A 13,789-nucleotide genomic window follows, 5' to 3' on the forward strand; every position below is an offset into this window, starting at 1 on the left:
ATTCAGTTGCGCGTCATGTTAGGGGGTTAATTGCTCCGTTCCGAATGGTTTTTGGGCCCTGCCGACCATAGGCGGCAGGGCGGGTCGTTGGAGGGCATGCACCCGCTAAATCAACGCATCAGGCACGGCCGCTTGTTATCGAATGTCCACCCTGGAATCAGAAACTGCATCGCCACGCTGTCATCCCGCGCACCCAGCCCCATGCCCTTGTAGAGTTCATGGGCCTTGGCCACCTGATCCATATCAAGCTCGATGCCCAGCCCCGGTTTCTGCGGCACCTGCACGCAGCCCTCGACGATTTGCAGTGGGGCTTTGGTCAGGCGCTGGCCGTCCTGCCAGATCCAGTGGGTGTCGATCGCCGTGATTTCACCCGGTGCGGCCGCCGCGACATGGGTGAACATTGCCAGGGAAATATCGAAGTGGTTGTTGGAGTGCGAGCCCCAGGTCAGGCCCCATTCATGGCACATCTGGGCCACGCGAACCGAGCCTTGCAGGGTCCAGAAATGCGGGTCCGCCAACGGGATGTCCACCGATTGCAACTGGATCGCGTGGCCCATTTCCCGCCAATCGGTGGCAATCATGTTGGTCGCGGTCTTCAGGCCCGTGGCGCGGCGGAACTCAGCCATGACTTCGCGTCCCGAGTAGCCGTTTTCCGCGCCGCAGGGGTCTTCGGCATAAGCCAGTACCCGGTGCTGGTCGCGGCACAATCGAATGGCCTCTTTGAGGGACCAGGCACCATTCGGATCGAGGGTGATGCGTGCGTCAGGGAAGCGTTCTGCCAGGGCCGTCACCGCTTCGATTTCGGCATCGCCGCTGAGCACGCCGCCCTTGAGCTTGAAATCCTTGAAGCCGTACTTCGAATGAGCTGCTTCGGCCAGGCGCACCACGGCGTCGGTGGTCATGGCTTTTTCGTGACGCACCCGGAACCAGTCATTGTCGGCATCCGGCTCGCTACGGTAGGCAAGATCGGTTTGCTGGCGGTCGCCGACATAAAACAGATAGCCGAGCATTTTCACTTCATCACGCTGCTGGCCTTCGCCGAGCAGGGCGGCGACGGGTACGTCCAGATGCTGACCGAGCAGATCGAGCAGCGCCGCCTCCAGCCCCGTGACGGCGTGGATGGTAATGCGCAGGTCGAAGGTCTGCAGGCCACGACCGCCGGCGTCGCGGTCGGCGAAGGTCTGGCGAACTTGATTGAGCATCTTCTGGTAGGTGCCGATCGGGCTGCCGACCACCAGGCTGCGGGCGTCTTCGAGGGTCTGGCGAATGCGCTCGCCACCCGGTACTTCGCCGACGCCGGTGTGGCCGGCGTTGTCCTTGAGGATCACGATGTTGCGGGTAAAAAACGGCCCGTGGGCGCCGCTCAGGTTGAGCAGCATGCCATCGTGGCCAGCCACCGGAACAACTTGCATGCTGGTGATGATCGGGGCTTTGGCGGTTTCTTGTTGGGTCATGTTCTTATCCTTTTAAGCCGTGTTCTTGAAAAGTCATCAGGCGTGGTGGGGCGCCGGTTTGGCCGTTGTGGTGATGGAAGCGGCCTTGGGTGTGTTGCGTGCGGCAAAGACGATGATCGCGGCGATGATCGAAGTCGCGGCCAGGCCGTACAGGCCGCCCTGAATGGAGCCGGTGCGTTCTTCCAGCAGGCCGAAGGTAGTGGGCGCAACGAACCCGCCGAGGTTGCCCACCGAGTTGATCAACGCGATGACGCCAGCGGCGATGCGCGCATCCAGATAGGCCTGGGGAATTGGCCAGAACAGCGATGACGCCGATTTGAAACCCAGTGCGGCGAAGCAGATTGCGACAAAGGCGAAGACCGGCCCGCCGGTGGTGGACATGAACATCCCGGCGGCGGCGATCAACAGCGCGGCGGCGACCCATGCTTGCTGGTGTTTCCATTTGGCCGACAGCGAGGCAAAGGCGTACATGCCGACAATCGACAGCAGCCACGGAATCGAGTTGAACATCCCGACCTGGACGTCGCTCAAGTCGCCCATTTTTTTGATGATGCTCGGCAGCCAGAAAGTGGCGGCGTAGATGGTCAGCTGGATAAAGAAGTAGATCAGGCAGAACAGGATGATCTGGCGATCCTTGAGCAGTTTGCCCAGGGACGGTTTGATCGGCGTCGCGGCTTCGCGGGCCAGTTGCTCATCATCGATGGCCTGGACCAGTGCGTCTTGCTCGTCCCGGGTCAGCCATTTCGCGTCGTGGGGCCTGGAATCGAGCCAGAACCAGACAAACACACACAGCCCGACCGAAAACATCCCTTCAATGAAGTACATCCACTGCCAGCCGTGCATTCCGAAGCCGGTGATTTGCAGGAGCAAACCGGACAGCGGGCCGGAAATCAGCGACGCAACGGCCGAGCCACTGAGGAAAATGGCGATGGCCTTGCCGCGTTCCACACCGGGCAACCAGCGAGTGAAGTAGTAGATCACGCCAGGGAAAAACCCGGCTTCGGCCACACCCAACAGAAAACGCAGGACGTAGAAGTGGGTTTCGTTCTGGATGAACGCCATGCCTGCGGCGACCAGGCCCCAGGTCAGCATGATGCGGGTCAGCCAGAGGCGAGCGCCGACTTTCTGCAGAAGGATGTTGGAGGGCACCTCGAACAGTGCGTAGCCGATGAAGAACAGACCGGCGCCCAGGCCGTAGGCGGCAGCGCCGATGCCCAGGTCGTGTTCCATGTGGGCACGGACGAAGCCGATGTTCACGCGGTCAATGTAATTGACGATGAACATGATCACGAACAGCGGCAAGACGTGACGTTTGACTTTCGAGATGGCGGACTTCAGCACCGAATCGGCGCCATCGTCCATGGCTGATATGGATGTTTTCACTGCGTTTTCTCCCACTCGTTATTTTTATGCGGGGTGCGGCTGGGTGCTGCGTTGTTGATAGACATCATACAACTGCATTTTTTCATGCTGCAATAGGTTTTTCCGAATAAAACGGCGCTATAGCGCCTATTTTTATTCCTTGGTCGGTGGTTTTTGGCGGATTGATTGAAGGATTTTCGACGTGTTGTTGAGTGTTGTCATACAAGTCAGGCGGTGTTTTTTGAGTTTTAGGGTGAGGGCAGTGCTACGATTGCGCTAGTTCTGCTTTTGGATGATCGCCATGCAAGAAGATCTCGATGCACCTGCCCGCAAGCGCAGCCACAACCTGGCCCATGACCTGGTGGCCAAGCTGACCCAGAGCATCCTGCTCGGGCAGATGTTGCCTGGCGCAAAGCTGCCGTCGGAGAACACGATTGTTCAGGAGCACGGTGTCAGTCGTACCGTGGTGCGGGAGGCGATTTCGAAGTTGCAGGCATCCGGCCTGGTGGAGACCCGGCACGGCATCGGCACCTTTGTGCTGGAGCGTGCGCCCGAACAGGGCCTGCGACTGAATGTCGATACGGCGCTGGGGGTGCGCAGCATTCTGGAATTGCGCATGGGCCTGGAAACCCAGGCCGCCGCACTGGCTGCCACTCGGCGTAGCGATCAACAGGTGGCGCAAATGCGCGAGGCGCTCGACGACTATCAGCGTCTGCTGGCCAACAATGACAGCTGTGTCGAAGCGGATCGGCGCTTCCACCTGCTGATCGCCGAAGCCACGGGCAATGTGTGCTTCACCGAGATCATGCAGCATTTGGGTAACGCCATGATTCCGCGAACCCGGGTCAACGCCGCCGAGCGCGGTGCAGTGGACCTGAGCAAACTCGGCGAACTGGCCAACCTCGAGCATGAGGCAATTCTCAACGCCATCAAGCGCCAGGACCCGGACGCGGCGCGGGCAGCGATGTGGCTGCATTTGACCAACAGTCGCGACCGGTTTTCTGCCAGTTGATTTCTCAAATCGCTGATCAAGCGCGAGCCGCCTGAACCATCGGTCTGCGCTCCAGATTCAACGCCAGCACACTGATCAACACCACAACCGCTCCAACCCCGACCATCAGCGTCGGCCTTTCACTCAGCGCAAACGACGCAATGGCCATTGCCATCGGCGGTACCAGATACAGCGTCATCGTCGCCCGACTCAAATCCACATGTGCCAGCACATAGGCCCAGGCCAGATACGCCAAGGCACTGGGGAATATCCCCAGGGCAAGCACCGCCAGCTGCACGCGCAGCGGCGCCAGGGCGACCTGCTCCACAAGGCCGGGCAGAAAAACCAGTAACAGTAACGTCCCGGACCAGACCGTGTAACAGACCAGGGTCAACCCGTCATAACGCCCGGTGTGATGCTTTTGCAGGGCGAAATACAGACTCCAGGACAGCGCCGCCAGCAGGATCAGCAAGCCGTGGGCGTCGATGCTGCCCAGGCCATGGTCGCCCGCCACCACAATCAACACGCCGAGCAGGCCCAATAAAACGCAGCCCCAGCGCCAGAGGCTGACCCGGTCCTTGAACGCGAAGCGCGCGAGCAAGGTGCTGAACAACGGCGTGGTTTGTGCCAGCACACTGGAAGCGCCAGCGCTGACGCCTTGCTGGCCGAAGTTGATCGCCACGTGATGCAGGCTGACCGCAAAGAAACCCAGCCCGAACAGCAATGGAACATCGCGCAACCCGGGCAGGCGAATGCCCCTGCACAACGCAACCACGACCATGAACACCGATGCCAGCAGGAAACGCAAAAGCGCCAGATGCACGGGGTCGTAGGCGAGCAGGCCGATATGGATGCCGGTCGGGGAATACCCCCAGCAGGTCACGACAAACGCCATGGCCAGGATGATCTTCAAGGGTGAAACGGGGGCGTGTGTGAGCGGCTTCATGGTCGTGCACCGGTAGGCAGGTGCTCTGAGTATCTGAACCTGAAACATTCGCCACAACTGACTTATACTGTGCTAACCGTTCACTTTAGGTGATGTATGGAGCTGGCGCAGATTCGCATGTTCAAGACCGTTGCCGAACTGGGCAGCATCGCCCGTGCGGCAGAAGTGCTGCATTGCGTGCCGTCGAACATCACGGCGCGGATCAAGTCGCTGGAGGCGGAGTTGGGTGTCGCGTTGTTTTTGCGCGAGGGTCGCGGGTTGCGCATCAGTCCGTCGGGTCAGACCTTTCTGGCCTACGCCTCGAAAATCCTGGCGTTGACCGCGGAGGCTAAGCGGGCGGTGGACCCCGCGGCCGAGCCTTCCGGGCCGTTGCGCATCGGCGCCATCGAGTCCTCGGCCACCGGTCGCTTGCCGCGACTGCTGGCCAAATTCCACAAGCGCTTCCCGCAAGTGGCGCTGGAACTGACCACAGGCACCTGGGGCCAGTTGCTGGATGACACCCTCAATCATCGGCTCGACGGTGCGATCGTCGCGGTGGATGTCGAGCGTTCGCACCTCAAGCGCACGCCGATGTACCGCGAAGACCTGTTGCTGATTGCCTCGACATCGCTGGGGCCAGTGCGTGACATGGCGGATCTGCATGACAAGACCGTCTTCATGTGGCCCCAGGGTTGTCCGTATCGGGCGGCGCTGGAACATTGGTTGTTGCGCCAGGGGCAGGCGTTGCCGATTGTCAGTCTGGCCAGTTACGGCGCGATTGTCGGGTGCGTCAGCGCCGGGGCCGGCGTGGCGCTGGTGCCCAAAGGTGTGTTCGATCAATACGCCAAGGGCGCGGGGTGCGTGGGTTACGAGTTTCCCGAGCTGACGGCGATCGAGAACTTGTTCTACTGGCATGAAAACGCCGGGGTGCACCCGGCGCGAGAGGCGTTCGTGGCAATGTTGCGCGAGGAATTTGCTTAAGCGAACTGGTAGCCGTGAACGCGGATTGATCAGCTCGTGCGCACATCCCGCATCAACAACCCGAAACTCAAATCCACCGCATCCGGAATCGGCAGGTACACCGTATGCCCATCCCCCGGCGCGACCTCGATCGCTTCACCCCGGATGTTGTGCAATTGATGCAGATCGAAGTGGAAGTTGCCCTTGGGTGTCATCAACTCCATGTGATCGCCCAGGCCAAACCGATTCTTCACCTTCACTTCCGCCAACCGCTCACGTCGCTCGCCGGTCAGTTCACCGACGAACTGTTGCTGCTCCGACACCGAGCTGCCGTTCTGGTAGTTCTGGTACTCGTCATGCACATGCCGACGCAGAAAGCCTTCGGTGTAGCCGCGCTGAGCAAGGGATTCGAGGTCGGTCATCAGGCTGCGGTCGAAATCGCGGCCGGCCACGGCATCATCGATGGCCCGTCGGTAGACCTGCGTGGTCCGCGCACAATAGAAATGCGATTTGGTCCGGCCTTCGATTTTCAATGAGTGCACACCCATCTGCGTCAGGCGCTCGACATGCTGTACGGCGCGCAGGTCCTTGGCATTCATGATGTAGGTGCCATGCTCGTCTTCGAAGGCGGGCATCAGTTCGTCGGGGCGATTGGCCTCTTGCAGCAGGAACACCTGCTCGGTGGGGGCGCCGAGACCCAGGGTCGGTTCCGGCTGAAACTGCTGGACGATCTCGCCCAGCGTGTTTTCGGTGGCCTCCTGCGCCGAGTACTTCCAGCGGCAGGCGTTGGTGCAGCTGCCCTGGTTGGCGTCGCGCTTGTTCAGGTAGCCCGACAGCAGGCAGCGGCCCGAATAGGCCATGCACAGCGCACCGTGCACGAATACCTCCAGTTCCATGGCGGGAACCTGTTGGCGGATTTCGGCGATTTCTTCCAGAGACAGTTCCCGCGAGAGGATGATCCGGCTCAAGCCCTGCTGTTGCCAGAACTCGACACTGGCCCAGTTCACTGTATTGGCTTGTACCGAGAGGTGAATCGGCATCTGCGGGAAGTGCCGGCGCACCAGCATGATCAGGCCGGGGTCGGACATGATCAACGCGTCCGGCGCCATGGCGATCACGGGTTCCAGATCCTTGAGGAACGTCTTGAGCTTGGCGTTGTGCGGCGCGATGTTCACCACCACGTAAAAGCGCTTGCCCTGGGCCTGCGCTTCACGAATGCCGAGGGCCAGGTTGGCGTGATCGAATTCGTTATTACGCACGCGCAAGCTGTAGCGTGGCTGGCCCGCGTACACGGCATCGGCGCCGTAGGCGAAGGCATAACGCATGTTTTTCAACGTGCCGGCGGGGGCGAGCAGTTCCGGAGCAATCTGGTTCATGGTGGGATCGATCGCAAAAGCCGCCGAGCGTATACGCCTTGCTCCGAGGGTTTATTGATCTGGATCTATGCTTGATGAAAAAACGATGGCACTCGCGCGAGCCATGGTGGCCTAAGCATCAGGGCGCAACATTGCGTTCCGGCGGACTGACATGGATCGGACATGAACGAAGAGACATTACAAGACAAGTCACTGACGGTGTTGCTGGGGTTGGTGAGCATCGCCTTCATCTGGATTCTGTTGCCGTTCTACGGCGCGGTGTTCTGGGCAGTGATCCTCGGCATCCTGTTTGCGCCATTGCAGCGTCGGTTGCAATTGAAGTTCGGCTGGCAGCGCAACGTCACGTCGTTGCTGACGCTGAGCGTTTGTCTGGTGATCGCGATCCTGCCGGTGATCATCCTTGGTGCCTTGCTGGTTCAGGAGGGGGCGGCGCTCTACAACAGAATCGAAAGCGGCGAGTTGGACATTGCAGGCTATGTGACGCACTTCAAACATAGCCTGCCGCCGTACTTTCAGCACTTGCTCGATCGGTTCGGGGTCGGCGAGTTGAACGGCCTGAGGGAGAAGATCATCAAGAGCGCGGTGACGGGCAATGAGTTTGTCGCCACGCAGGTCTTCAGTTTTGGCCAGGGCACTTTCGATTTTGTGGTGAGTTTTTTCATCATGCTCTACTTGCTGTTCTTCTTTCTGCGGGACGGTGCCGAACTGGCGCGCAAGGTTCGCTCCGCCGTACCGCTGCAGGAACACCAGAAACGTCGTCTGCAACTCAAATTCAACCGTGTGGTGCGGGCCACGGTGAAAGGCAATCTGCTGGTGGCGATCACACAAGGTGCATTGGGTGGTTTGATTTTCTGGTTTCTGGACATCCCGAGCGCGTTGCTCTGGGCCGTGTTGATGGCGTTTTTGTCCCTGTTGCCAGCGGTGGGGGCGGGTATTGTCTGGGCGCCAGTGGCGGCATTTTTCCTGTTCACCGGGGCGATCTGGCAGGGCGTGGTACTGGGGGTGTTCGGGGTTTTTGTGATCGGACTGGTGGACAACGTGCTGCGACCGATCCTGGTGGGCAAGGATACCAAGATGCCGGACTATCTGATTCTGATCTCGACCCTGGGCGGCCTGGCGATTTTCGGCCTCAACGGTTTTGTGATCGGTCCACTGATTGCCGCACTGTTCATGTCGAGCTGGGCGATCTTCATCGAAACCAAACCGCGGGTTCAGCTGCCTTAAGCGCTGAATTTGCCCGTCTGGCCAGTGCCGATACGCTCAGACAATGCCTGGGCGGCCGGCAGCGACGTGAGCGGGCCGCTGATCTGTTCGCCGTCCTGTACCAGGTACCAGCAGGCGAGCAGTCCCAGCTCCCTGAGAGGGGCGGGAACGGCGCTGCCGATAACGGACATAATCTGAACCTGAGACATCATCAGTACCTCCATCGATCTATGGAGATACCTTACGGGGCGGGCGCTTTTGCGGACAATCACGGTTTTCGATAGTGGTCATTGACGCCAGTGGGTGCAAATGACCGTTTGTCGGTCACCGCACCCATCAATGTTCCTGCTGGCCGGCCGGCGATAGCGTTTTTGAACGCGTCATCGCCAGCAAGCGGGTCCCTGCGGACTGTGTCAGTAGTGACCGTAACGCGGGCCATAGTAGCCATGCGGAGGGCCATAGTAACCACGCGGAGGGCCGTAATAACCACGGGGAGGCCCGTAGTAGACCGGTGCCGGACGGTAGTAGATCGGTTGCTGCACATAGACCGGAGCCGGCTGGTAGTAAACCGGTGGCGGTGGTGCGGCATACACTGGTGCGGGTTGGGCGTAGACCGGCTGTGCATAAACCGGTTGCGGCTCGACATACACCGGCCGGTTGGCGTTGATCAGGGCCGAGCCGACGATGGCCGTACCGACGATTGCTCCAAATACCGCCGCGTCATTACCACCACCATGGGCTTGCGCCTGTCCTGCGATAGCGAGCGCGCCGATCAGCAAGGCTACTGTGGGGATTTTACGGATCATGATAATTCCTCGGTTCTTCGCCCCGGCGCTTGCGTCTGCAATAGACCCAAGGATCGTCGCGGGGATACTTCTAAGACAGCGTTTTTTTGAAAATCAGCACAGCCGTTAGGTAAATTTTGTGTAAGGTCTGTGCCGGCTTGCTTACGGTCGCCCGATGCCGGACGCAGGCCCTGGAATATGATTGATCAGAACACCCCGGACTGACTAAGCCCATCCATCTGAAAGTGCACTGGAAGGATATTCACATGCAGATGAACCCCAACAGAGACACCCAGCTGTGCATGTCCCTCTCCGGACGCCCCGGCAACTTTGGCCTGCGATTTCACAACCATCTGTATGAACAACTGGGGCTGAATTTCTACTACAAAGCCTTCAGCAGTCACGACTTGCCGGGCGCTGTCGGCGGTATTCGTGCCTTGGGCATTCGCGGCTGTGGCGTGTCGATGCCGTTCAAGGAAGCCTGCATTGCGCTGGTCGATGAGTTGGACGCGTCCGCCGCCGCCATTCAATCGATCAACACCATCGTCAATACCGACGGTCATCTCAAGGCCTATAACACCGATTACATGGCGGTTGCCCAACTGCTGGAAACCCACGCAGTGCCCAAGGACACCACCTTTGCCCTGCGCGGCAGCGGCGGGATGGCCAAGGCGGTGGCCAGTGCCTTGCGCGATGGCGGTTACACAAGCGGCCTGATCGTGGCCCGCAACGAGCGCGCCGGCCGGGCCCTGGCTGAGTCCCTGGGTTATCCGTGGCAAGCGGAACTGGGGGAGAGGCGGCCGCAAATGCTGATCAATGTCACGCCGGTCGGTATGGATGGCGGCCCGGAGGCCGGGCAGTTGGCGTACGAGACCGAGGTCATTGTGGCTGCTGATATCGTCTTCGATGTGGTGGCGATTCCCTCGGAAACGCCGCTGATCGTGCGTGGTCGTGCCGAGGGCAAGCAAGTGATCACCGGACTGGAGGTGATCGCGCTCCAGGCGTTGGAGCAATTCGTCCTTTATACCGGTGTGCGGCCGACGGATGAGCAATTTCAGCAAGCGGTGGCGTTTGCGCGCAGTTGAAGGTCTTTTGCCTGCCTTAAAACCAGATCAAGGAGGTATCCATGCATCCCCCCATTCTCAACCTGAATCAGGTCGAACTCGAGCCCTTGCCCGAAGCCTTGGCGCCCACCGGTGAAACCGCCGGCCGCTATCGGCAACGCATGGCCCGCGTGGGTCAGCAACTGGGGGCTCAAAAGCTCGGTTATCGCCTGTACGTGCTGGAACCGGGGATGCGTGGCAGTCCGTTTCACAGTCATCGGGTCAATGAGGAGATGTTTTACGTCGTGGCCGGGGAGGGGGAGATCCGCCTTGGCGCCGAACGTTTCCCCATTCGCGCTGGCGACGTGATCGCCTGTCCGCCGGGCGGTCCTGAAGCGGCGCACCAGATCATCAATACCAGCCTTGCAGAACTGCGTTACCTGGCGGTCAGCACCCAGCAGTCACCGGAAATTTGCGAATATCCGGACTCCGGCAAGTATGCGGTGATGGATGACTTCAATGTCGATGCCCAGGGTAATGCTTCGGGGTTTGTCGCGGTTGCCCGGCAGGCGGATGGGGTGGATTACTGGGACGGGGAGTGAACGACTCCTGGATCAAGTCGGCAAAGGTGAATTTATCGCGAGGGAGCAAGCTCCCTCGCCACAGGGTGTTTGTTCAAGTTATCAATGACGCTCACTCAAAGCGTGCCAAACGCTCTTCCAGTGCCGCAATCCGCGCCTCGAGCTCTTCGATCCGCTCAACCGAAACAGCGCTGCCACCACCACGTTCGACCGGGTTCTGCCGCGCCGCGAGAATCGCGTCGATGTCCGCCGGGTCGCCCAAGGCATGCATATACCGGTCTTCCCGCTGTCCGGCCTGGCGCGGAATCAGCAGGGCCAGGCCACGGGCAATCAAGCGTTCAAGCTGATGCACCACCTGCTCGGTATCTTCGAAGTCATGCATGCGGCCGCTGCGGGTCAGCAGCTCATTGACCGTTTGCGGGCCGCGCAGGAACAACAGTCCCGCCAGCACCACCTGAGCCGGCACCAGTTCCAGTGCCTTGTCGACCCTGTGCTCCCAGCGATCCGCACGGCTGCCCATCACCAGTTTGGTGAAGCCGCGTGCCTCAAGGGCGCGCAAGCTCTGACCGACCTGGCCCTGGGTCAGGTTCATCACCGGTTCACGGCTGGTCTTCTGGTTGCAGGCGATCATCAACGCATTGAGGGTAAGCGGGTAGGTTTCCGGGCTGGTGGCCTGTTTTTCGATCAGAGAGCCCAGAATACGGATTTCCGTACTGTTGAGTCGCGGCTCGTCATGGGTCGTCTCTTGCTCGGTGATCATGGTTCTGCGTCCTTACCCGGTTCAGGTTTTCACTTGCGTGGATGCACTTTAGATTGGTGTGCGTCAATGGCAATAGTATTTGCGAACTATCTGGTCTTTTAATGAAGCTTTAACGCAATACTAACGAATTTTTTACAATTGGATGGGCACCGTATGCGGGGCCATGGACAGGATGTCCTTGAAGTGGGGGATTTACACGTTTCTTGCATCGACAATGTCACCGGCCTTAAGCAATGGAAGATGGAGCAAGGCATGAAGTTGATGTTGGTATCAGCCAAACAAGATGTGCTCAATAGCACACGATTCGTATGACTATTTTGATTACCGGCGCTGCCGGATTCATTGGGTTTCACACCGCCCGGCGTCTATGTCTGGACGGCCATGAAGTGGTTGGCATCGACAACCTCAATGACTATTACGACGTCACGCTCAAGCGCGCACGACTCAAGGAACTGGAGTGCTTGCCGGGCTTTCGTTTCGAGAAAATGGACATTGTCGATAAGCCGGCGTTGATGGCGTTGTTTCGCGATCATCCGTTTACCGAAGTGGTGCATCTGGCCGCCCAGGCGGGTGTGCGCTACTCCCTGGACAATCCCGACGTCTATGCGCAATCGAATCTGGTGGGTTTCCTCAATGTGCTGGAAGCCTGCCGACACCACAATCCCGCGCATTTGATCTACGCTTCCAGCAGCTCGGTGTACGGCAGTAACAGCAAAATGCCGTTCAGTGTCGAGGACGCGGTCGATCATCCCATTTCCTTGTATGCCGCGACCAAGCGCGCCAATGAGCTGCTCGCCGAGAGCTATTGCCATCTATACGGATTGAAGGCCAGTGGGCTGCGTTTCTTTACGGTTTACGGACCGTGGGGGCGGCCGGACATGGCGCTGTTCAAGTTTACCGAGGCGATGCTCAAAGGCCGACCGATCGATATCTACAATCAGGGCCAGATGGCACGGGACTTCACGTACATCGACGACATCGTCGAAAGCGTCGCCCGATTGCGCACACGACCACCGGTATCGACCGGGGCGGGAGAAGGCGTCAACCGGTTGTTCAATATCGGTCGCGGCCAGCCAGTGGCGCTGCTGGAGTTCATTGACTGCCTGGAAGCGGCGCTGGGGATGCAGGCGCAACGTAACTATCTACCGCTGCAGGCTGGCGATGTGGTCAAGACCTGGGCCGACGTGTCGGCCCTGGCAGAGTGGGTCGATTTCAGTCCGCAGGTGCCGGTTGGCACTGGCGTCGGGGAGTTTGTGAAGTGGTATCGCCAGTTCTATCAGTTATGAACCATTCTCCTGTGAAAATAAAAGAGCAAGGCAAAAGAGCGCCTCTATGAGCAATGACATTTTTGTATCGGTACTGATCCCTGCGAAGAACGAAGCGAACAATCTCAAGCCCTTGCTTGAAGAAGTCCGCGTGGCGCTGGCGGATGAGTCTTATGAAATCATCGTCGTCGACGATGGCAGTACCGATGCCACCTTGCACGAACTGCAGCAGGCCAAAAACAATGGTCTGAGCCAGTTACGCATCCTGCATCATGATCGCTCGCTGGGCCAAAGCACGTCGCTGTACCACGCGGCACAGGCGGCTCGCGGGCAGTGGCTGGCCACGCTCGATGGCGACGGGCAGAACGACCCGGCGGACATCCCGGGCATGTTGGCACTGGTGCGTAACCCGCGTGGCAGTGGCGACTTGCAGCTGGTGGCGGGGCACCGGGTCAACCGCCGCGACACCGCGAGCAAGCGCTGGGCTTCGCGTTTCGCCAATGGCCTGCGCAGCCGCCTGCTCAAGGACGCCACGCCCGACACTGGCTGTGGCTTGAAACTGATTCAACGCGCGGCGTTTTTGCGCCTGCCGTACTTCGATCATATGCATCGGTACATTCCAGCGCTGATCCAGCGCCACAATGGCCGAATGGTCGTCCATCCCGTCAACCACCGGCACCGCACCGCCGGCGTGTCCAAGTACGGCAATATCGACCGCGCCCTTGTCGGCATTCTCGACCTCTTCGGGGTGTGGTGGTTGATCAAGCGTACTCGCCTGAATACTCAGGCTCGGGAGGTTCAGGAATGAACCTTTCCCGCGAATCCTTGTGGTTGGTGGTCGGCTTTGCCGGCCAGCTCGCGTTCACCGGCCGTTTCGTCCTGCAGTGGCTGTACAGCGAATACAAAAAACGCAGCGTGATCCCGACCAGCTTCTGGTACCTGAGTATCGTCGGCAGTGCCCTGCTGCTGATGTATGCCATTTACCGGCAGGACCCGGTGTTCATTGCCGGCCAGGCTTTTGGCTTTATTGTTTATCTGCGCAACCTGCAACTGATTGCAAAAAGCAAAAACCTCAAGGAGTAAG

The 13,789-nt window shown here is 59.5% G+C and carries 15 protein-coding genes; 8 read left to right on the forward strand and 7 right to left on the reverse strand.

Annotation, left to right across the window (positions count from 1 at the left end):
- Positions 1–110 precede the first annotated feature (110 nt).
- Both gudD and ACX3YD_RS26315 read right to left on the reverse strand, forming a co-directional pair.
- Positions 111–1,454, reverse strand: a complete 1,344-nt coding sequence (gene gudD / locus ACX3YD_RS26310) for a glucarate dehydratase (protein WP_103406013.1) — start codon at positions 1,452–1,454, stop codon at positions 111–113.
- A 36-nt stretch (positions 1,455–1,490) separates the two neighbouring features.
- The gene (locus tag ACX3YD_RS26315; protein WP_458945629.1) at positions 1,491–2,837 is read right to left on the reverse strand and encodes an MFS transporter; all 1,347 of its coding nucleotides are present in this window, start codon (positions 2,835–2,837) and stop codon (positions 1,491–1,493) included.
- 280 nt (positions 2,838–3,117) lie between these two features.
- Here ACX3YD_RS26315 and ACX3YD_RS26320 point away from each other — a divergent pair, with 280 nt between their 5' ends.
- Positions 3,118–3,828, forward strand: a complete 711-nt coding sequence (locus ACX3YD_RS26320) for a FadR/GntR family transcriptional regulator (protein WP_458961428.1) — start codon at positions 3,118–3,120, stop codon at positions 3,826–3,828.
- A gap of 16 nt (positions 3,829–3,844) precedes the next feature.
- Here the strand turns inward: ACX3YD_RS26320 and ACX3YD_RS26325 are convergent, their stop codons facing one another.
- Positions 3,845–4,753 carry a DMT family transporter gene (locus ACX3YD_RS26325; RefSeq protein ID WP_458961429.1) on the reverse strand — a complete coding sequence of 303 codons (909 nt, stop codon included), beginning with the start codon at positions 4,751–4,753 and terminating at the stop codon, positions 3,845–3,847.
- A gap of 96 nt (positions 4,754–4,849) precedes the next feature.
- Here ACX3YD_RS26325 and ACX3YD_RS26330 point away from each other — a divergent pair, with 96 nt between their 5' ends.
- Complete coding sequence (locus ACX3YD_RS26330) at positions 4,850–5,713, forward strand: LysR family transcriptional regulator (protein ID WP_103406009.1); 864 nt, start codon at positions 4,850–4,852, stop codon at positions 5,711–5,713.
- Between the two features lie 29 nt (positions 5,714–5,742).
- On the opposite strand, the gene trhP is transcribed toward ACX3YD_RS26330, so the two are convergent.
- The gene (gene trhP, locus ACX3YD_RS26335) at positions 5,743–7,068 is read right to left on the reverse strand and encodes a prephenate-dependent tRNA uridine(34) hydroxylase TrhP (protein ID WP_090468320.1); all 1,326 of its coding nucleotides are present in this window, start codon (positions 7,066–7,068) and stop codon (positions 5,743–5,745) included.
- 162 nt (positions 7,069–7,230) lie between these two features.
- Here trhP and ACX3YD_RS26340 point away from each other — a divergent pair, with 162 nt between their 5' ends.
- Positions 7,231–8,292 (forward strand): AI-2E family transporter, encoded by a 1,062-nt coding sequence (locus tag ACX3YD_RS26340; RefSeq protein ID WP_103406008.1) that lies wholly within the window; start codon positions 7,231–7,233, stop codon positions 8,290–8,292.
- On the opposite strand, the gene ACX3YD_RS26345 is transcribed toward ACX3YD_RS26340, so the two are convergent.
- Both ACX3YD_RS26345 and ACX3YD_RS26350 read right to left on the reverse strand, forming a co-directional pair.
- The gene (locus ACX3YD_RS26345) at positions 8,289–8,480 is read right to left on the reverse strand and encodes a hypothetical protein (RefSeq protein ID WP_047538427.1); all 192 of its coding nucleotides are present in this window, start codon (positions 8,478–8,480) and stop codon (positions 8,289–8,291) included. The two genes, ACX3YD_RS26340 and ACX3YD_RS26345, sit on opposite strands and share 4 nt — an antisense overlap.
- A 204-nt stretch (positions 8,481–8,684) precedes the next feature.
- The gene (locus ACX3YD_RS26350) at positions 8,685–9,077 is read right to left on the reverse strand and encodes a hypothetical protein (protein WP_103406007.1); all 393 of its coding nucleotides are present in this window, start codon (positions 9,075–9,077) and stop codon (positions 8,685–8,687) included.
- 245 nt (positions 9,078–9,322) lie between these two features.
- Between ACX3YD_RS26350 and ACX3YD_RS26355 the strand changes: the two genes are divergently transcribed.
- Positions 9,323–10,141 (forward strand): shikimate 5-dehydrogenase, encoded by an 819-nt coding sequence (locus ACX3YD_RS26355; RefSeq protein ID WP_458961430.1) that lies wholly within the window; start codon positions 9,323–9,325, stop codon positions 10,139–10,141.
- A 41-nt stretch (positions 10,142–10,182) separates the two neighbouring features.
- Positions 10,183–10,701: a cupin domain-containing protein gene (locus ACX3YD_RS26360; RefSeq protein ID WP_458961431.1), complete on the forward strand. Its 519-nt coding sequence runs from the start codon at positions 10,183–10,185 to the stop codon at positions 10,699–10,701.
- Between the two features lie 91 nt (positions 10,702–10,792).
- On the opposite strand, the gene ACX3YD_RS26365 is transcribed toward ACX3YD_RS26360, so the two are convergent.
- A complete protein-coding gene (locus ACX3YD_RS26365) occupies positions 10,793–11,440 on the reverse strand; it encodes a YceH family protein (RefSeq protein ID WP_458961432.1) in 648 nt (215 codons plus the stop codon).
- 308 nt (positions 11,441–11,748) lie between these two features.
- On the opposite strand from ACX3YD_RS26365, the gene ACX3YD_RS26370 reads away from it, so the two are divergent.
- From ACX3YD_RS26370 to ACX3YD_RS26380, 3 genes are read left to right on the forward strand one after another with little or no spacing between them, the layout of a single operon-like run.
- The gene (locus ACX3YD_RS26370; protein WP_103406003.1) at positions 11,749–12,726 is read left to right on the forward strand and encodes an NAD-dependent epimerase/dehydratase family protein; all 978 of its coding nucleotides are present in this window, start codon (positions 11,749–11,751) and stop codon (positions 12,724–12,726) included.
- 46 nt (positions 12,727–12,772) lie between these two features.
- Complete coding sequence (locus ACX3YD_RS26375) at positions 12,773–13,513, forward strand: glycosyltransferase family 2 protein (protein WP_103406002.1); 741 nt, start codon at positions 12,773–12,775, stop codon at positions 13,511–13,513.
- Complete coding sequence (locus ACX3YD_RS26380) at positions 13,510–13,788, forward strand: lipid-A-disaccharide synthase N-terminal domain-containing protein (RefSeq protein WP_103406001.1); 279 nt, start codon at positions 13,510–13,512, stop codon at positions 13,786–13,788. Before ACX3YD_RS26375 ends, ACX3YD_RS26380 begins: the two co-directional genes overlap by 4 nt.
- The last annotated feature ends 1 nt before the right edge of the window (position 13,789 follow it).

It is taken from the genome of Pseudomonas fluorescens group sp. PF-1, from assembly GCF_054481335.1.